Origin of the sequence: Rhizocola hellebori (assembly GCF_016862955.1) — a bacterium.
Lineage (GTDB): Bacteria > Actinomycetota > Actinomycetes > Mycobacteriales > Micromonosporaceae > Rhizocola > Rhizocola hellebori.
The window spans coordinates 37,698-55,332 of sequence record NZ_BONY01000011.1 but is presented as its reverse complement, the minus strand read 5'-3'; the positions used below and the strand labels follow the sequence as shown (position 1 = coordinate 55,332).

At 68.4% G+C, this 17,635-nt stretch carries 22 protein-coding genes; 10 read left to right on the top strand and 12 right to left on the bottom strand.

Going from position 1 to position 17,635, the window contains the following annotated elements; translation table 11 throughout:
* Positions 1–31 precede the first annotated feature (31 nt).
* Genes Rhe02_RS10875 through Rhe02_RS10865 form a run of 3 tightly spaced genes read left to right on the top strand, consistent with a single transcriptional unit; the run spans position 32 to position 2,237 of the window.
* Complete coding sequence (locus tag Rhe02_RS10875) at positions 32–1,081, top strand: aldo/keto reductase (protein WP_203908019.1); 1,050 nt, start codon at positions 32–34, stop codon at positions 1,079–1,081.
* Between the two features lie 24 nt (positions 1,082–1,105).
* Positions 1,106–1,558 (top strand): pyridoxamine 5'-phosphate oxidase family protein, encoded by a 453-nt coding sequence (locus Rhe02_RS10870; RefSeq protein ID WP_203908018.1) that lies wholly within the window; start codon positions 1,106–1,108, stop codon positions 1,556–1,558.
* Positions 1,551–2,237 (top strand): N-acyl homoserine lactonase family protein, encoded by a 687-nt coding sequence (locus tag Rhe02_RS10865; RefSeq protein WP_203908017.1) that lies wholly within the window; start codon positions 1,551–1,553, stop codon positions 2,235–2,237. Before Rhe02_RS10870 ends, Rhe02_RS10865 begins: the two co-directional genes overlap by 8 nt.
* A 2-nt stretch (positions 2,238–2,239) precedes the next feature.
* On the opposite strand, the gene Rhe02_RS10860 is transcribed toward Rhe02_RS10865, so the two are convergent.
* The 4 genes from Rhe02_RS10860 to Rhe02_RS10845 all read right to left on the bottom strand — a co-directional run bounded on the left by Rhe02_RS10860 (position 2,240) and on the right by Rhe02_RS10845 (position 4,885).
* A complete protein-coding gene (locus tag Rhe02_RS10860) occupies positions 2,240–2,902 on the bottom strand; it encodes an SRPBCC family protein (protein ID WP_203908016.1) in 663 nt (220 codons plus the stop codon).
* The gene (locus Rhe02_RS10855; RefSeq protein ID WP_373320618.1) at positions 2,899–3,468 is read right to left on the bottom strand and encodes an ArsR/SmtB family transcription factor; all 570 of its coding nucleotides are present in this window, start codon (positions 3,466–3,468) and stop codon (positions 2,899–2,901) included. The genes Rhe02_RS10860 and Rhe02_RS10855 overlap by 4 nt, the downstream gene beginning before the upstream one ends.
* A 227-nt stretch (positions 3,469–3,695) precedes the next feature.
* Positions 3,696–4,433 carry a metallophosphoesterase gene (locus tag Rhe02_RS10850; RefSeq protein ID WP_203908014.1) on the bottom strand — a complete coding sequence of 246 codons (738 nt, stop codon included), beginning with the start codon at positions 4,431–4,433 and terminating at the stop codon, positions 3,696–3,698.
* Positions 4,430–4,885 (bottom strand): OsmC family protein, encoded by a 456-nt coding sequence (locus Rhe02_RS10845; protein ID WP_203908013.1) that lies wholly within the window; start codon positions 4,883–4,885, stop codon positions 4,430–4,432. The genes Rhe02_RS10850 and Rhe02_RS10845 overlap by 4 nt, the downstream gene beginning before the upstream one ends.
* A 74-nt stretch (positions 4,886–4,959) precedes the next feature.
* Here Rhe02_RS10845 and Rhe02_RS10840 point away from each other — a divergent pair, with 74 nt between their 5' ends.
* The 4 genes from Rhe02_RS10840 to Rhe02_RS10825 are packed head-to-tail and all read left to right on the top strand — an operon-like array spanning position 4,960 to position 8,173.
* A complete protein-coding gene (locus tag Rhe02_RS10840) occupies positions 4,960–5,619 on the top strand; it encodes a GOLPH3/VPS74 family protein (protein WP_203908012.1) in 660 nt (219 codons plus the stop codon).
* Between the two features lie 26 nt (positions 5,620–5,645).
* Positions 5,646–6,503, top strand: a complete 858-nt coding sequence (locus tag Rhe02_RS10835; RefSeq protein ID WP_203908138.1) for a DUF2332 domain-containing protein — start codon at positions 5,646–5,648, stop codon at positions 6,501–6,503.
* Between the two features lie 9 nt (positions 6,504–6,512).
* Positions 6,513–7,652 carry a coiled-coil domain-containing protein gene (locus tag Rhe02_RS10830; protein ID WP_203908011.1) on the top strand — a complete coding sequence of 380 codons (1,140 nt, stop codon included), beginning with the start codon at positions 6,513–6,515 and terminating at the stop codon, positions 7,650–7,652.
* A 20-nt stretch (positions 7,653–7,672) separates the two neighbouring features.
* Positions 7,673–8,173 carry a hypothetical protein gene (locus tag Rhe02_RS10825; RefSeq protein ID WP_203908010.1) on the top strand — a complete coding sequence of 167 codons (501 nt, stop codon included), beginning with the start codon at positions 7,673–7,675 and terminating at the stop codon, positions 8,171–8,173.
* Here Rhe02_RS10825 and Rhe02_RS10820 read toward each other — a convergent pair.
* Genes Rhe02_RS10820 through Rhe02_RS10805 form a run of 4 tightly spaced genes read right to left on the bottom strand, consistent with a single transcriptional unit; the run spans position 8,157 to position 11,701 of the window.
* Positions 8,157–8,939, bottom strand: coding sequence for a methyltransferase domain-containing protein (locus Rhe02_RS10820; protein ID WP_203908009.1), 783 nt, complete (start codon positions 8,937–8,939; stop codon positions 8,157–8,159). The two genes, Rhe02_RS10825 and Rhe02_RS10820, sit on opposite strands and share 17 nt — an antisense overlap.
* Before the next feature lie 10 nt (positions 8,940–8,949).
* Entirely contained in the window at positions 8,950–9,540 is a 591-nt protein-coding gene (locus tag Rhe02_RS10815) for a thymidine kinase (protein ID WP_239123651.1), read from the bottom strand.
* A 14-nt stretch (positions 9,541–9,554) separates the two neighbouring features.
* Complete coding sequence (locus tag Rhe02_RS10810; protein ID WP_203908008.1) at positions 9,555–10,952, bottom strand: MFS transporter; 1,398 nt, start codon at positions 10,950–10,952, stop codon at positions 9,555–9,557.
* Positions 10,949–11,701, bottom strand: a complete 753-nt coding sequence (locus Rhe02_RS10805) for a glycerophosphodiester phosphodiesterase family protein (protein ID WP_203908007.1) — start codon at positions 11,699–11,701, stop codon at positions 10,949–10,951. Before Rhe02_RS10805 ends, Rhe02_RS10810 begins: the two co-directional genes overlap by 4 nt.
* A 107-nt stretch (positions 11,702–11,808) precedes the next feature.
* Here Rhe02_RS10805 and Rhe02_RS10800 point away from each other — a divergent pair, with 107 nt between their 5' ends.
* Positions 11,809–12,024, top strand: a complete 216-nt coding sequence (locus Rhe02_RS10800; protein ID WP_203908006.1) for a hypothetical protein — start codon at positions 11,809–11,811, stop codon at positions 12,022–12,024.
* 53 nt (positions 12,025–12,077) lie between these two features.
* Here Rhe02_RS10800 and Rhe02_RS10795 read toward each other — a convergent pair whose 3' ends face one another.
* Together Rhe02_RS10795 and Rhe02_RS10790 are read right to left on the bottom strand one after the other, a co-directional pair.
* Positions 12,078–12,842: an enoyl-CoA hydratase/isomerase family protein gene (locus Rhe02_RS10795; RefSeq protein WP_203908005.1), complete on the bottom strand. Its 765-nt coding sequence runs from the start codon at positions 12,840–12,842 to the stop codon at positions 12,078–12,080.
* Positions 12,839–13,606 (bottom strand): lysophospholipid acyltransferase family protein, encoded by a 768-nt coding sequence (locus Rhe02_RS10790; protein ID WP_203908004.1) that lies wholly within the window; start codon positions 13,604–13,606, stop codon positions 12,839–12,841. The genes Rhe02_RS10795 and Rhe02_RS10790 overlap by 4 nt, the downstream gene beginning before the upstream one ends.
* Before the next feature lie 46 nt (positions 13,607–13,652).
* On the opposite strand from Rhe02_RS10790, the gene Rhe02_RS10785 reads away from it, so the two are divergent.
* Complete coding sequence (locus Rhe02_RS10785) at positions 13,653–15,053, top strand: cytochrome ubiquinol oxidase subunit I (protein WP_203908003.1); 1,401 nt, start codon at positions 13,653–13,655, stop codon at positions 15,051–15,053.
* Between the two features lie 23 nt (positions 15,054–15,076).
* On the top strand, positions 15,077–16,072 hold the full coding sequence (gene cydB, locus Rhe02_RS10780; protein ID WP_203908002.1) for a cytochrome d ubiquinol oxidase subunit II: 996 nt from the start codon (positions 15,077–15,079) through the stop codon (positions 16,070–16,072).
* Here cydB and Rhe02_RS10775 read toward each other — a convergent pair.
* Positions 16,069–16,596, bottom strand: coding sequence for a tetratricopeptide repeat protein (locus tag Rhe02_RS10775; RefSeq protein WP_203908001.1), 528 nt, complete (start codon positions 16,594–16,596; stop codon positions 16,069–16,071). The two genes, cydB and Rhe02_RS10775, sit on opposite strands and share 4 nt — an antisense overlap.
* Before the next feature lie 253 nt (positions 16,597–16,849).
* Positions 16,850–17,545, bottom strand: coding sequence for a hypothetical protein (locus tag Rhe02_RS10770; protein WP_203908000.1), 696 nt, complete (start codon positions 17,543–17,545; stop codon positions 16,850–16,852).
* Between the last annotated feature and the right edge of the window lie 90 nt (positions 17,546–17,635).

The window sequence follows — 17,635 nt, the reverse complement described above, 5'->3', positions numbered from 1 at the left end:
CGAGTGCGCTGGAAGGCCTAGCGTCGGGCAAATGCGTTACCGCCACCTGGGTTCGACCGGTATGGAAGTCAGCGTCCATTGCCTGGGCACGATGATGTTCGGCGCCGTCGGCAACCCCGATCACGATGACTGTGTCCGCATCATCCACGCCGCCCTCGACGAGGGCGTCAACTTCATTGACACCGCCGACATGTACTCGGCGGGCGAATCCGAGCAGATCGTGGGCAAGGCGCTGCGCGGGCGCCGCGACGATGTCGTGCTCGCGACCAAGGTGCATTTCCAGATGGGCGAAGGGCGCAACCGCAGCGGCAACTCGCGGCGCTGGATCCTCAAGGCGGTCGACGAAAGCCTGGCCCGGCTGGGGACCGACTGGATAGATCTCTATCAGGTGCACCGGCCGGACCACCACACTGACATCGAGGAGACGCTGTCGGTGCTCACCGACCTCGTCCGAGCCGGGAAGATCCGCGCCTTCGGCTGCTCGACCTTTCCCGCCGAGCAGATCGTGGCGGCCCATCATGTGGCGCAAAGCCGTGCGCTGGGCCGGTTCCGCACCGAACAGCCGCCCTACTCGATTCTGGCCCGCGGCATCGAGGCCTCGGTGTTGCCGGTCTGCCACAGCCTGCGGATGGGGGTGCTGGTGTGGAGCCCGCTGGCGTTCGGGTTCCTGTCCGGCAAGTTCCGCAAGGGCCGGCCGGTCGACATGTCCACCGGACGTCCCGCGCTGCGGCCGGGCCAGTTCGACCCGGAGCTTGCCGAGAACGCCGCCAAACTCGACGCCGTCGAAAAGCTCGTCGAGCTGGCCGAGAGCATCGGCTGCTCGCTGCCGGAGCTGGCGATCGCCTTCGCCGTGGCGCATCCCGCGGTCACCAGCGCCATCATCGGCCCGCGCACCATGGACCAGCTGCAGGCCGCGCTGAAAGGGGCGGCGCTCACGCTCGACGACGCCACCCTGGACCGCATCGACGAGATCGTCGCGCCGGGCACCAACCTCTACCAACCCAACGCCGCCTTCGCCTCGCCGTCGCTGACCGACCTCAGCCTGCGCCGCCGACCGATTTCGGCACGCGCCGCGGCCTGAGCCGCCCCTGGGTAGGGTGGCGTTATGCGCACCGATAGGCCATTCATGCCTGGGTACGGCATCCAGCCCGACGAGGCGGGCCTGCTGCCCTGGCAGTGGGCCCAGCAACGTCTGGAGCAGGCGCACAACTACTGGGTCGCCACGGCCGACCCACACGGCGAGCCGCATCTGGCCGCCGTGTGGGGGGTCTGGGTGCAGGGCGCGTTCTACTTCTCCAGCGGCGCCAATTCGCGCAAGGTGCGCCACCTGAAAAGCCGGCCGCAGTGCTCGGTCGCCCCCGAAGGCGGCGCTGAGGCGATCGTGGTACGCGGCACCGCCGAGCTTGCGGCGCAACCGGAACAGGCGACCGCCGCCTACGAAAGCAAGTACGGCTCGGGGTTTCCCGACGCGCTGTGGGTGGTGCGGCCGCAAACGGTGATCGCTGTCGTGGAGGCCGAGTTCACCCAGCGGGCCACCAGATGGACCTTCGATGACTGAGGTCCGCCGCCTCGATCTGGGCTACTTCGTGCGCCCGGCCACCGAAACCGGCGGTGACGAGCCGCGCGTGGAGCCGGTGCTGGGCTACCTGATCCGCCGTGACGAAGGCGTCATCCTGTTCGACACCGGCATGGGCGAGGGCAGCCCTGAGGTCGACGCGCACTACCGTCCGCGGCGGCGCGCCATCCAGGCCGCCCTCGCCGATGCGGGGCTGTCGCACGCCGAGGTCGATCTGGTCGTCAACTGCCACCTGCACTTCGACCACTGCGGCGGCAACCTTCACTTCCCGGGCACGCCGATTCTGGTGCAGCCCAAGGAACTCGAGCTGGCCCGCGGCGAGCATCACACCCTGCCGTGGCTGATCGACTTCGCTGGGGTTTCCTATCGCGAGGTGGTCGGCGAGGCCGAGATCTGGCCCGGGGTGTGGGTCGTGCCGACCCCGGGTCACACCGCCGGGCACCAGTCTTTGGTGGTGCGCCAAAGCGACGGCACGGTGGTGGTCGCCGGGCAGGCGCACGACTTCGCCAGCGAGTTCGGCGCAGCCCGGCTCGCGGTGCGGGCCGGGCTTGACGGGGTTGGCGAGCCTTTGCCTTCGTACCCGAAATGGATGGAAACGCTGTTGGCCTTTGATCCCCGCCGGGTGCTCTTCGCCCACGACCAGTCGGTGTGGGAGCCGTAAAGCTAGAACTGCCAGCGCTTCTCGGCGTCGGCGAAGGCGTGCTCGTCGAAGAAGGTCAGCACCATCATCTCGCCGCCGGTGGGGTGCTGCTCGGAGACGGGCACCTGCCCGGCCACCAGCAGGCCGTCGCCCCAGCCCTGCACGGTCAGGCCCACCTGGTTGGGCGAGCGGAACCACACCTGCCCGGTCAGCCGCTCCCCGTTGGCCGGGGTCACGTCGTAGCCGGCGCCGACCGGGCTGTCCTTGACCAGCTCGAGGATCTCGCCGACCCGTTCGGTGGAGCCTTCGTGGTTGAAGTAGTGCGTGAGCCGGTCGACGCCGTCGTGGCGCTCCAGCGCGAAACGCAGCTGCTGCATGAATGTGGTCCAGCCCTCGTTGATGTCCTCGTAGTAGGCGTCCCATTCCGGGTTGCCGCCCTTGGGCGCGCGGACCATGCGCAGCAGAGCGCGGCCGTCCTTGGCGATGACGGTGAAGGTGGTCCCGTCGCCCAAAGTCAGCAGATGCCCCGACTCGGTGGCCCGGGTGAAGTAAATGAGCTCGATCTCCTCGTCGAGGCCTTCGGTGTGCCAGCCGTGCCAGCGCCTGAGCTGGTCTCGGTCGCGCAACGCCGCCCACACCTGTTCGGGTGACGCGTCGATGAAGACCTCGTATTCGAAACCGGTCATTGCTTTCCTGCTCCTATCTGCGGATGTCCGCCCACCACGAGACGGAACTCCCGCCCCTGCGGCTCGTCGAATTGCGCCACCACGGTGGCCACCGCCTGGGCGAGCGCGTCGCTGAACGCGTGCAGGTCGGCGGGTTTGCCGAGGCGCACCTGCGCCTCCAGGGTGAAGGTCAGCAACCGGCTGCCCTGCTCGTCGGCTTTGGCGCGCATGCGGGCCACCTGCCGCACGGTGTCGGCGGCCAGCGCCACCAGCTGCTCGGCGGCGAACTGGTCGCCCCGGTGAAGGTCATTCATCACCCCCGGGTCGACCAGGAACGACCCGGCCGTGGTGCGCATGATGCGCTCGACACAGCCGCGGCGCTGCCGCTCCTGCACCAGCTCGATGAGCCCGGCCTGCTCCAGCAGCCGCAGGTGATAGCCGACCCGCTGCCGAGGCATGTCCAGCTCCCCGGCCAATTGCGCCGCCGACGCAGGCTGGCGCAACCGCTCAAGCAGCCGCCTGCGCAACGGCGAGAGCGCCAACCGCACCCGGTCAGCCCCCTCCACCAACGCCATACTCGCCGCCACCCCACCAGCTTTCCATTAGACAGTTTTTCCTGTCAATTACCGACCCCGCGAACCACCGCAGCGCCGCCTTGGCCGGAGCTGCCCGCGACTTGCTTTAGCAGGAGCAAAGCTGGCAAGGAAACAGCCCGGCGGTGCGGGCCGGGCTGTTTCGTTTACACCAACGAGCTGTGCCAGCGGGCGAAGGTCATCCCAATGGTGAGAAGTTTGCGTCTTACGGATCGGCCGGATCAGGCGGGCAGCCAGCGGAAGTGGGTGGTGACCCGGCCGTTGTCGGCGATGACGTGGAAGGCCAGCGCCGGGGGCGGCCCGTAGTCGACGGTGTTCTTCCATGTCAGCTCGCCGCTGACTTCCCAGGGCAGGTTGAGGGTGGACGTCACTCCGGGCGCCATGAGCACTGGGCGCCCAGCAAAGGTGGCCGCGGCCGCGCTGTGGACGTGGCCGCAGAGCAGGGCGACGACTTTCGGGTGTTCGGCCATCAGTGCGGCGAGGCGTTCCTGCGAGCGGCGGCCGAGGTTGATCGTGTCGAGCAGGCCGTGGTGCACGTCCACCGGCGGGTGGTGAAAGCCAATCAGGACAGGCTTTTCCTCCGCCGCCGCGGCCAGGGTGGCGGCCAGCCAGTCAAGGGTTTCGTCGCTGAACTCGCCGTCGTCACGTCCCATGATCACCGAGTCGCAGAGGATCAGCGTCGCCTCGCCCAGGTCGTGCTCGCTGTTGAGCGGCCCGGCGTAGGGGGTGTAGCCGTCGTGGTTGCCCGGGCAGGTGTGGACGGGCAGCGAGGAACGCAGCACCTTTTCGGCCTGCTCGTGTTCTTCGGGCAGGCCGTGGTCGGTGATGTCGCCGGTGACGATGATGGCGTCGAGGTGGCCGGGCAGCGCGTGCAGGTAGTCCATCACCTGGCCGGCCCGGGCGGCGCTGCGCTGGCCGCCGTCGAAATGGGTGTCGCTCAGATGGGCCAGGACGATCACGGCCCCGTCTGCACCTTCGGCTCGTGGGTGACCGGGAAGTTCACCGAGTTAGCGATGTAGCACTTCTCGTGCGCCGGGTGGTGCAGCTGCTCGGCCTTGGCCACCATCGAGGCGTCGGCCACGGTGACCCGTGGGCGCAACACCACCGAGGTGAACTTCTCGTCGGTCATGGTTCCTTGCGGCAGGTCGTGGTAGTCGGTGACGACCACCCCGGCGTCGGCGCACAGGTGCAGGTACCACAACATATGGCACTGGGAAAGCGCGGCCACGAGCAGCTGTTCGGGGTTCCAGCGCTGCGGATCGCCGCGGAACTGGGGGTCGGAGGATCCGGCGATGTCGGGCCGGCCCGGCGCGCTGATCTCATGATTTCGGGAGTAGCCGCGGTAGGTGGCCGTGCCGGTGCCCTGGTTGCCCGTCCACACGACCTCGACGCTGTAGTGATGCTCGCCCACCCTTGCGAGCCTGCCACATCGGTGCGCCTGACGGTGTACCACCGCGAACCTCACAATTGCCCTAAACTGGATTCGTGGAGCTAAGCCTGGCCGAACAGCTGCTGTTGCTGAGCTACGACGATGTCACCGGGAAACCAGCGATCCCGATGAGCAACCTTGATCACGGCCTGGCAGCGGCGCAGCTGCTCGACCTGCACTATCAAGGCAAACTGACTCTCGATCACGGTCGGCTGGCCGCGGTCGACCGCGCCGACACCGATCCGGTGTTGGCCAAGATCAGGGCGCACAAGCCGCACACCCCTGACTGGTGGGTTTACCACCTTGCCGATCCGCATCGCCGCGAGCGGCTGCTCGACCGCCTGATCGACGCCGGGATGCTGGAGCGGCGCGAGCATCGGATCCTGGGCATGTTCCCGGTGCGCGCCTATCCGGAGGTCGACCCGACAGAGGAACGGGCGCTGGTCGACCATCTGCGCGACGTGGTCACCGGGCAGGCCGAGCCCGACCGGCGTTCGCTGGGCCTGCTCGCGTTGGCCCACGGCTGCGGGCTGGACCGGCACCTGTTCCCCACCCTCGACGCCACCCTGGTCAGGCACCGGCTCAACGAGCTGACCCAGGGCGACTGGTGCGGGCAGGCGGTGCGCAAGGTCGTCGAGGCGGAGAACGTGGCCATGCTCGCCGCGGTGTCGGGCGGGATTGTGGCGTCCACCGCAGGAGCTGTCGCCGGAACATGATCGAGGGCTAGCGTTCGTCCATGGGGATGAACGGACTTCCGCAAGACGGCGTCGACCTGGCAATCACCTACCGGACATTCGCGACGCGGGAAGCGGCCGGTCATTGCGCCATCTACGAAACGCTGTGCCTGGGTGTGGCCGGCGACCCGGAGTTGCTGGCCCGCATCGGCACGCTTCCGCTGCCCAAGCGTCAGCCCAATCTGCTGCTGGCCTCGGCGCGCTGGCACGGCGGCCCGATGGACAGCTATCCGCGGTTTCGGGCCTGGGTGCTGGAAAACTGGGAGCAGGTCGCCACGACGATGGCGCAGCGGCGCACCCAGACCAACGAGGCCGCCCGCATGGACACCATCCAGCCGGTGCTGGCCACGCTGCCGCAACCGTTGGCGCTGCTGGAAGTCGGCGCCTCGGCCGGTCTGTGCCTGTACCCGGACGACCCGAACGTCGAGGTGGTGTGGCGCGCCGGGATCGACCTCAACCCGCTGTCGGTCGCCAACCCGGACGATGTGCGCTGGCTGGAGTGCCTGGTGTGGCCCTCGCAGCCGCACCGGTTGCAGCGGCTGCGCCAGGCCGTGGAGATCGCTCGCCGCAATCCGCCGCTGCTGGTACAGGGCGACCTGAACCACGACCTGGATCCGCTCGTCGAGCAGGCGCCCAAGGACGCGACGCTGGTGGTCTTCCACACCGCGGTGCTGGCCTATGTGCAGCCCGCGCAGCGGGTCGCCTTCGCCGCCAAAATGCATGCGCTGCATGGACATTGGGTGTCCAACGAGGCGCCCGGGGTGATCAACGACGTGGTGGCCCCGCCCGGTCTCAACGTGCTTGCCCTCGACGGCACGCCGGTCGCGTTCACCGGCCCGCACGGTCAGGTGTTCCAGTGGATATAAGCTGCTCAGGTGTCCACTGACGACGATGCCACCCGGCCCTGCGCCCATTGCGGCAAGCCGGTGCCGCAGCGCGCCGCGGCCGGGCGACCGTTTCGCTACTGCCGCGACAACGACGGCGCGTGCCAGACCGCGGCCCGTAACTCGCGGATGCGCCACCGCAACTCCCCCGGCCTGGCCGGGCAGGTGGCCAAGGCCTATGAGGTCGTGGAGCGGCTGGAGCAGGTCGCCGAGACGCTGACCGACGCGCTGGCCGCCGAGCTGTCCCCGGTGGGTGTGGAACGCCAGCTCGCCGAGGTGCGGGCCGAGGCGGCGGCGCAGGTGGCCGCCGTGCAGACCGAACGCGATGCCGAAGTGACGCGCTTCCTGGCCGAACGCGATCAGGCCCACGAGGATGCCGAGCGGGCAACGCGGCTGGCCCGGTCGGCCGCCGAAGCCGCCGAGACCTCACGCGCCCACGCGCTGGCGGTGCAGGCCGCGGCCGATGCGGCGGTGGCCGACGCTGACGCCCGTGCGCAGCGGTCGCAGGATGAGGCGGCGCAGGCGCACGAGGGTAAGCAGGCGGCCATCGCCGAGCGTGACAGCGCGAAGCGGGACGCGGCAGCGGCCGAGGCGCTGCGGGTCGAGGCCCACCGCGACCGTGACGCTTCCCGCGCCTCGGCCGAACAGGCGGCCCGTGACGTAGAGGCGATCCGCAGCGCATTGTCCAAATCAGAAGAAGCACTTTCCGTGGTACGCACCGAGCACGCCACCGTGACCGAGCAGCTGCGCCAGGCCCAGGCCACCGTCAGCGCCCGCGAAAACGAGTTGGCACAACGCGACACCGAGCTGGCCAGGGTCAACACGCAGCACGACAATGATCTGGCCCGCCTCAACGCCCAGCGCGACAGCGACCTGGCCCGCGTCGAGGCGCAGCGCGCCGGCGCGGCAAGCGAAGCGGCGGCGCTGCGCGGCGAGGCCGCGGCCTTGCGCGCCGAGACCACCTCGGCGCGGCAGGAGGCCGCCGCGCTGCGTGCCCGGGTCGATGAGCTGACCGGCCAGGTTGGACAGTTGGCCGCCACGCTGACCCAGCTCAGCGCCCGGTTCACCGTGCCGGCCCAGGAACCGGCAACTGTCGCATTACCGACAGAGCAGGTCATGGCGGAGCGTTAGCCGGGTTACGTTGCCTGGCCGTGGCCCCTAGACCCCAGACCCCGCTTTCCATCAGCGTCAAACCGGGGGTCAAGGTGAGCGCGGGCCTTGGCCTGCTGGCCCTGGCGACGGCGGCCCTGCTCGGCTGGGCCACCGTGCACAGCCCGCTGCGGTGGCTTTTCCTGCTGGTGCTCGCGCCGGTGGGGGTGGCCGCGCTGCGGGTGGCCCGGCACCGGTGGTGGCTGGAAGGCACCGTCATCTACAAACAGCGGGCGTTGCGCGCCAAGCGAATCGACCTGTCACACGCCAATGTGGAGCCCGGCTATGTGGCCGGCGGCACCCGGCTGACCACTTTCAAGGCGCATGACCCGATCGCGAAACGGCGCATGACGGTGCCGCTGCTGACCGCCGCCGGCCGCCCGCTGCCTCCGCAGCAGATCCAGGGCTTGCACGACGCCATCGTCGCCGGGCAGCGCTGGCGGCAGAAGCGCAACGCCGAACGCGCGTTGCTGGTGCTGGCCTATCTCAGCGCGACGCTATGAGGTGGAACAGGCGCGCGGTCGACACGTAGGGCATCCGGTCGGAGAGCGCGATTTCCAGGCGCTCCAGCTCGGCGAAGAAGGTGGCGTCGTATTTGCGCTGGTCGTCGGGGATGTAGTCGCAGATGGAGCGGATGCCGTAGTGGCCGAGCAGGCCGCAGCCCAAGCCCCGCAACACCGCGGTCACCTCTTCGGCGGTGCGGGGGTAGACCGGGGTGCCGAAGGTCTTGGTGTAGTGGCGGGTGGCGTCGAGCGCCTCCAGCGCCGCGGTCAGGTCCAGATCGCGCACGGCCATGCGGATCGGCTCGGAGTGGGCGTTGGCGGCCAGCACGCTGAGCAGCCCGCCCGGCTTGAGCGGCTGCAGCACGGTCACCAGAATCGACTCGATGTCGGGCACGAACTGCAGCAGGTTGTGGCAGAGCACCAGGTCGTAGGCGCCCTCCTCCACCACGTCGGAAAGCTTCGCCGCATCCGATTCGATGCAGGTGACCCGGTGGGCGACTCCGGTGCTCACGGCCAGCGCCCTGGCCGAGGCGAGCATTTCGGTGGAATAGTCCACGACGGTCACGTCGTGGCCGGCGGCGGCCATGCGGGCCGCTTCGACGCCGTTGCCGCCGGCCACGTCGAGCACCTTGAGGGGGCGCCCGTCGAGGTGACGGCGCAGGTTGTGTTCGGCGAGGGTGTACCGCAAGCGCCCCCACGGGGCGTCCTGCCACTGCCGCCAGGCGGCCATCGCCGCGCCAAAGATGTCCCTGGTCGGTCCAGCCATGGACTCGACCCTAACCGCCCAGCTCGCCCCGCCGATAGTGCTGACGGCACAGGACCTGATATCGCACCTGCTCGTCATCGGCGGCCGTATCGCCGATGACAATCTGCTCGCCCTCCCGGGCGACCTGGCCGTCGACGATGCGGGCATTGAGCCGGCCCGGCGCGCCGCACCAGCACAGCACCTGTACCTGCAGCCGGTTCACCTCGTCGGCGAGCTCGAAAAGCCGTTGTGCCGCAGGGAAAAGGCGGGACCGGAAGTCGCTTGCCAGACCGAAGGCGTAGACGTCGACGTCGTGTTCGTCGGCCAGCTCGGCGAGCTGTTCGATCTGCTCGACGGTGAAAAAGCACGCCTCGTCGCAGATCAGGTAGTCCACCCGTTCGGGTTGCGCGCCGACCAGCTGCACCAGATCGAGGTCGGGTTCGACCTCGATCGCGGCGGCGGAGAGCCCTATCCGGGTGGTGATCTGTGGTTGCAGAGAACGGTCCAGCCGGGTCAGCACCAGCCCCCGCCGGCCCTGCCGGGCATGGTTATGCCCGATTTGCAGGGCCAGCGTCGACTTGCCGCAATCCATTGGTCCCCAGAAAAAGCGCAGCGCAGACACGAGGCGCGAGAGTACTACAGCTTCGCTGGTGGGTTGTTGCCGGCTGCGATGATGGCGCGGCGCATCGGTACCAGTAGCAGCAAAAGGAACCCGAGCACGAAGAAAAACAGCACGACTCCCACACCGAGGCGGTAGTTGCGCGTCGCTTCGAAGACCAGGGTGAACGCCAGCGGGCCCATCCAGCTGGTGCCCTTGTCGGAGATCTCGTAGAAGCCGAAGTATTCGCCCTCTTTGCCCTTCGGGATGAGCTGGCTGAAAAGCGACCTGGACAGCGCCTGGCTGCCGCCCAGCACCAGGCCGATGGTGGCGCCCAGCGCCATGAACGGCACCGCCTCGCCGTGCGGCAGGCTGTAGGCGGCGAAGATGATCGCGCACCAGATCACGAGGCTGATCAGCACGGTCTTCTTCGCGCCGATGCGCCCGGCCAGCCAGCCCATGCCCAGCGCGCCGCCGAAGGCGAGGAACTGGATGATCAGGATGGTGATGATCAGCGTGTTGGTGGTCATGCCCAGTTCTTCGGTGCCGTAGATGCTCGACACGTTGATGACGGTCTGGATGCCGTCGTTGTAGACCAGGTACGCGCCGAGGAAGAACAGGGTCAGCGGGTAGGCCCGCATGCCCTTGACGGTGTGCCCGAGCTGCTTGAACCCGTCGGTGAGCACGTTGCCGCGGGCCACCCCTTCCAGCGGCGGGCGGTCGCGCAGCCACTTGAGCGGGAACAGCGTGAACAGGCCCCACCAGATGCCGGCCGAGGCCATGCTGGCGCGGGCCATGAAGCCGGTGCCGTAGGTGTCCTCCAGCAGCGTCAGCGCCGCCAGGTTGAGCACGAGCAGCAGGCCGCCGCCCAGGTAGCCCCATGCCCAGCCGAAGCTGGAGACCCGGTCGCGGTCCTCCTCCTTGCACAGCTGGGGCAGGAACGACTGGTACACCACGACGCTGGAGGCGAACGCGATGGTGGCGATGACGGTGAGCACGCCGCCGAGCATGAAGTTGCCGTCTTTGACGAAGAACATGCCGGCGGTGGCGCCCGCGCCGATGTAGGCGAAAACGCCCAGCATCCGCCGTTTGTGCGGGGTGCGGTCGGCGATGGCGCCGACGATGGGCAGGGTGAGCACGTTGAGGATGACCGCCAGCGCCAGGACGGTGGTGTAGAACGAGCCGGCCTTCAGATCCATGCCCAGCACGTTGATCGGCGCGGACAGGCACTCGTCGACCTTGGTGGCCTCGTCGTTGACGCAGCCGGAGGCGTCCTTGGCCATCGCGGTCAGGTAGGGGCCCAGGAACACCGCCACGACGGTGGCGGAGAAGGCGGAGTTGGCCCAGTCGTAGAAATACCAGCCGGTGCGTTCACGTTTGGTGCTCTGGCCGTAGTCGGGTGGGCCCTGCTCGCTGGTTTCGGCCAAAGCCGTCATTGGCTTTCCTTCCAAAGACCTCGCTGGATGAAGACTTCTCGCAACACCTCGATGCGATCGGTCATGATGCCATCTACACCGAGATCAAGTAACCCGGCCATTTCGCCAGGATCGTCGACCGTCCACACATGGACCTGAAGCCCGAGCCGGTGGGCATAGTCAATAAATCTACGTCTGGCGATGCTTCGTGGGATCTGAGCGGCCACGATGTTGGGCGGCAGTTTCAGCCGCAGGCCCACCCGGGAGGCCAGCCAGACCCGGGCCGCTTCCCGCTGGGCCAGCGAGGTGGCCACCGCGCCCCGGGTCAGGGCTCGCATCCGGCGGAGCCGGCTGTCCGAAAAGGACGCCAGCAGCACCCGATCGCCGGCCCCGGCCCGCAGCACCGCCTCGACGGTGGGCTGCACGGCGGCGTCGGACTTGACGTCGATGTTGAATTTGATCTGCGGCCAGGCGTCGAGAACCTCGTCCAGGCGGGGAATCGCCGAGCTGGCGGCCACGCGGAAATCGGCCAGCTCGGCGTAGCTCAGCGACGCGACGGGTGTGCGGTGCGCGCCGGTGACCCGGTCCAGCGTGGCGTCGTGCAGCACCACCGGTACCCCGTCGCGGGTGGCGTGCACGTCGGTTTCGACGTAGCGGTAACCGAATTGGACAGACCTCGCGAACGCCTCAGCGGTGTTCTCATCACCTTCAGCGGCACCGCCCCGATGGGCGAAGGCCAGGGGTGGCGACTCCAGATAGGGGAAGATCACGCGAAGAGTGTGACACTACTTCCAGTTGACGGGTCGCCAACAATGGGTGAATCAGTGAGAATGTCGGAACCACCCACGTTGAGGATAGTCGATCTGTTGGAGGAGCTGTGGCCGACCAAGAGCCAACCGACTGGCTCAGCCGCCTTTCCCCTATGGAGAAGGCGCTGCTGGAGCGGCTGGCTTCGGGTGCCACCATCGCGGCTGCCGCTACGGCGGAGTTTCTTTCGCTGCGTACGGCCAACCGCCGCATCGCCGAGCTGCGCCGCCGCGCCGGGGTGGGCACCACACGGGAGCTGGTCGGGCTCTACAAGGCGGGGCGCTGAACCTTCCGCCCGCGGGGACGTCCAACCACGACGGTGGGCGGGGTGGGCGGCCCTCACCGGTGTGGTGTCCACGGAAACCGGGGCGCGCGGCGCTGCAGGAAGGCCGCCGCGCCTTCGGCCGCTTCGCCGCTGTCGCGCACCTGGTCCATCCAGGCCTGCACCTGGGCGGCGGGTAGCTGCGGATCGGCCATCATCTGTTTCATCGCGACCTGGCTGAGCAGCGATCGGCTGGCCAGGGTCGCCGCCACGTCGGCGGTGCGCTGCTGCAGTGTGTCGGCGGGGCACAGCTCGTGGACCAGGCGCAGCTGCTGGGCCTGGGTCGCGTCGAGCAGCTCGGCGGTCAGCAGCAGCCACTGCGCGGTGCTGAGCCCGGCGACGTTGACCAGCCGCCGGATGCTGGTCGCCGGGTAGACCACGCCCAGCTTGGCCGGGGTGATGCCGAACCGGGCGTCGTGCGCGGCGAGCCTGATGTCGCAAGCCAGGGCCAGCTGGCAGCCGCCGCCCACGCAGTCGCCGCGAATCTGGGCGATGGTGGGTTTGGCGAAGCCGGCCAGGGCCTCCTCGGCCGCGACGGCAAGGTTGTCCCCGGCGGTTTCGGTGCCGATGGTGGCCAGGTCGGCGATGTCGGCCCCGGCGCAGAAGGTGTCCCCCGCGCCGGTGAGAACTACGGCCCGGACCTGAGGGTCGTCTTGCAGCTGCGCCAGCAGGACCGGCAGGGATCGCCACATCGCGGCGGTCATGGCGTTGCGTTTGGCGTGATGGTCGATGCGGATGGTGGCGACCGGGCCGGCCGTTTGCACCGTCAATGTGCCTGTCATGACGCCACCCGGGGGTGGGTGCGCCGGGTCTCGACGTCGCGGGTCGGGTCGACGTGGCGCGGCAGGTCGGGTTCGCCGGCGCGCAGCGGCGCCAGCTCGTCGATGATCGCGTTGAGGAGCCGGTCGGTGACCTGTTGCGCCGCACCGGGACGGGCGGGGTCTATATCGGACAGCTGCAGCGGCGCGCCGAAGCGCACCGACACCTTGGGCCGGTGCCGCATCGCCTTGAACACGGCGGGCCACAGCCCTTTGGGCGCGGCATAGGGCAGCACCTCGTGGGTGCCCCAGATGGCGACCGGGATGAGCGGGGCTCCGGTGGCCAGCGCCAGCCGTCCGGTACCGGTCTTGCCGCGTTCGGGCCACAGCCCCGGGTCGCGGCTGATGCGTCCCTCCGGGTAGACGATGATCACCGCGCCTTCGGCCAGCGCTTGGCGTGCGTCGGCGAAGGCCTGCGGGGCGGTGGGCTTGTCGCGGTCGACCCGGATCTGCCCTGCCCGCTGCAGCAGCCAGCCCACCACCGGCGTGGTGAACAGCTCTTCCATGGCCAGGTAGCGCGGGGCTATGCCCAGTCTGGAGCAGGCCGCGGTCAGCGCGATCGGGTCGAAGTTGCCGATGTGGTTGCTGGCCAGGATGACGCCATGACCTATCTCATGGCCGGGCGCGACACTGACCTCCAACTTGGATACCAGGCCGGTGAGCAGCCGAGAGACGCGCAGCGCGGCCCGCCACAGCAGGGGTGGCTGCCAGCTTGTGAAAGTATTCACAAGCGAAACCTCCTTTCAGGCCGTTATCGCTCAGTATGGTCAGCTCATGGACGCGACAGAGCTGGCCAGGTGGCAGTTCGGCATCACCACGGTCTACCACTTCCTGTTCGTACCGCTCACCATCGGCCTGTCGTTCATGGTCGCCGGGATGCAGACCGCCTGGGTACGCAGCGGAAACGACAAGTGGCTGCGGCTGACCAAACTGTTCGGCAAGCTGTTCCTGATCAACTTCGCGATGGGCGTGGTCACCGGCCTCGTGCAGGAGTTCCAGTTCGGGATGAACTGGAGCACCTACTCGCGCTTCGTCGGCGACATCTTCGGTGCTCCGCTGGCGATCGAGGCCCTGCTGGCATTCTTCCTCGAGTCGACCTTCCTCGGCCTGTGGATCTTCGGCTGGGATCGTCTGCCCAAGCGGTTGCACCTGGCCTGTATCTGGATCGCGGCCATCGGCACCGTGCTGTCAGCCTATTTCATCCTCGCCGCCAACTCGTGGATGCAAAATCCGGTCGGGTTCACCTTCAACGCCGAAAGGGGCCGCGCCGAGCTGACCGACTTCTGGGCGGTGCTGACCAACAAGGTGGTGCTGGTCACCTTCCCGCACACCATCGCCGGGGCGTTCCTGGCCGCCGGTGGGCTGGTCGCGGCGGTGGGCATGTGGCACCTGATCCGCCGCGCCGGAGCCGACACGTCCGAATACCGCAGCGCCGTGAAGATCGGCTCGTGGACGACGGTGGTGGCGATGGCCGCCCTGCTGATCACCGGCGACACCCAAGGCAAGATCATGACCGAGGTGCAGCCGATGAAGATGGCCGCCGCCGAGGCCCTCTACGAAACCGAGCAGCCCGCCCCGTTCTCGATCCTGACCATCGGCACCCTCGACGGGACCAAGCCGGTGTACCAGCTGGACATCCCTGGTGTGCTGTCGTTCCTGGGCACAGGCAGCTTCGACGGCGAGGTCAAGGGCATCAACGATCTGCAGGCCGAGTACGTGTCCAAGTACGGCGAGGGCGACTACCGGCCCATCATCCCGGTGACCTACTGGACGTTCCGGCTCATGATCGGTTTCGGGATGCTGGCCGCGCTGATCGCGCTGTGGGCGCTGTGGTCGATGCGCCGCGGCCGGGCGCCTGCCTCGAAATGGCTGTTGCGGGCGATGGTGGTGCTTCCGCTGCTGCCGCTGGCCGGCAACGCCACCGGCTGGATCTTCACCGAGATGGGCCGGCAGCCCTGGATCGTGTTCACCCAGATGCTGACCGCCAACGCCGCGTCGCCCACGGTCGGGCCGGGCGATGTGATCACCTCGTTGTCGGTCTACACGCTGCTCTACGGGGTGCTGGCGGTGGTCGAGGTGGGGCTGCTGCTGCGTTACGCCCGCGCCGGTGTCCCCGATGTCACGCCCGCCGAGCCTGCCGGTGATGACGACCGGCCGCTGGCCTTCGCCTACTAGTTCGCCTTGCTGGGGAGTCCACAGTGGAGCTGCACACCGTCTGGTTCCTGCTCATCGCCGTGCTGTTCATCGGCTACTTCGTGCTGGAGGGCTTCGACTTCGGCGTCGGGATTCTTTTGCCTGTACTGGGACGCGACGACAAACAGCGCCGCGTAATGATCAACACGATCGGGCCGGTGTGGGACGGCAACGAGGTGTGGGTGATCACCGCCGGTGGCGCCATGTTCGCCGCGTTCCCGGAGTGGTACGCCACCCTGTTCTCGGGTTTCTACCTGCCCCTGCTGCTGATCCTGGTGGCGCTGATCCTGCGCGGGGTGGCCTTCGAATATCGCGGCAAGCGCCATGACGCGCATTGGAAGCACCGCTGGGACCTGTGCATCTTCTTCGGTTCGCTGGTGCCCGCGGTGCTGTGGGGGGTGGCGTTCGCCAACATCGTGCGCGGGGTCAAGCTCGACGCCGACCACGAGTACGTCGGCGGATTCTTCGACCTGCTCAACCCCTATGCGCTGGTGGGTGGGCTGACGACGCTGGCCCTGTTCGTCACCCACGGTGCGATCTTCCTGGCGCTCAAGACCACCGGTGACATCCGTGCCCGCGCCAACCGGATCGCCTTCACGGCCGGCCTGGCGGCGGCGGTGGCGGCGGTGGTCTTCCTGACCTGGACGCTGGCCCACCGCTACACGGCGGGTTCACTGATCCTGGCCGTGCTGGCCGCCGTGGCGCTGCTGGCCGGGCTGGCCTTCAACCGGGTCGGGCGGGAGGGCTGGGCGTTCGTGGGCACCGCCGCGGCGATCGGGCTCGCGGTGGCGGCCCTGTTCGCCAACCTCTACCCCGACGTCATGCCCTCGACGCTGGACGAGGCCAACAGCTTGACGGTCGTCAACGCCTCGTCCACCCCGTACACGCTGAAGATCATGTCGTGGGTGGCGTTGGTGTTCACCCCGATCGTGCTGCTCTACCAGGGCTGGACTTATTGGGTCTTCCGCAAGCGCATCGGCACCCAGCACATCCCCGACTAGGCCTGCGTGCTGTCCGGCTCCTGCATGAGCAGCCGCGCATAGTTGCCCATCGAGCGCTGGTAGCGGGGCAGGTGCGGGGCGAGCGCGGCGACGGCGATCGACACCGCCTCGCGTGCCTGGCCGCTGTCGGCCAGGCACAGCGCCAACGTCGCGCTGATCGCGTCGTCCAGCCCCCGCGTCTGTTCGTCCAACGTGGACGCATCGATGGCGCGTTCGGCCCGCAGCAGCGCGACGGCCGCTTCGGCCTGCCCGATGTTGCGCATGGAGCTGGACATCTGGATCACGGCGCGGCGCCGCCGGTAGCCGGTCAGCCCATGGTCGAGCGCCCACTGATACAGCGGCACGGCACGGTCGGAGTGCCCGGTGGAGTCCCAGGCGCAGGCCCGCTCGAACGCCGCGACCGGGTCGCCGTCGGGCAGCTGCGTGGCCAGTTGGTCGATCAACGCCCGGAACTGTTCCTCGCGACCCTCATAGTCATCGATCGACGCCCACGCCTGACTCACCAGTGTTTCCCAGTCGCTCATAGCCACAGGCTGCCGCCCGTGGACGCCGGCGAGCCATCCGCCCCCACCCCACAGAGATCCGCGCCACACCCCGACATCGCCCGTTTGCCCTGCCGAGGCAAATCGCCCGTTGGCCCTGCTGAGGTAGGAGGCCGCACCGCACCTAGGCCAGCCCGCGTGTGTCTCGCTCAGGCGGATGCGGCGACACCACCACCGCCGCCCGCGCTCGGTCGGGGCCTGAGGCGGGCGGTGGTGGTGGTGAAGGCGCGGTGGGTTAGGCGCCGAGGTCGGCGAGTTTGGCTTCGAGCTCGGCGAGCTCGGCGCGCAGCTTTTCGGCGTGGGCCTTGGCCTGTTCACGCTCGGCGGACACGATCGTTTCTACCGCCTCCTGCACGCCGGGGACGTCGAGCATCGACACCATTTTCAGGGCGTCGGCGGGCTTGATGAGGTAGGGCTTGGCCAGGGTCTTCGCGCCCTGGACCGCACCCACCATCCACTCCCCCTCGGTGTAGGCGAGGGTGACCGTGAACGACGGCGACGGTTTGGCCTTGGCCGCTTTCGGGGTGGCGGGTTTGCGCGGGGCTGGGGGGATGCTCTCGGGCTCGGTCACGATCTTCTCCTGGCTGGCTGCAGGTGGGGCCTTTTCCTTGCGAGCAGCGGGGACCTGCTCGCGGACAATCTTGAACTCGGGCTCGGGGGGCGCCGCTTTGGCTGGTGGCGCGGGCTCAGGCGCCTTTTTGGCAGCGGCGCCGCGGGGCGCGATGCTCAGATCGGCCGGTGGAAAGGGCAGAATATCGGCCCCGAATTTGACCAGGATCCAATCCTCCTGAACGGAGGGATCGTCGAGCTGCACGACATGGCCGATCTGCCCGGCGATCTGCCCTGCCGACTCGGTGAACATCACCCGCGGCTTTTTGCCGGCGGCGAGTGTCTCCTTGATTGTTGTGAGCTCCTTGGTGGAGAGTCCCATGACCTCGCCTCCTTGTTTGATACGCCTGTTCTACCAGAGGTGGGTGACAACGGCGACAGCGACACCCGAGTGACCTTCAGCATGATCTAC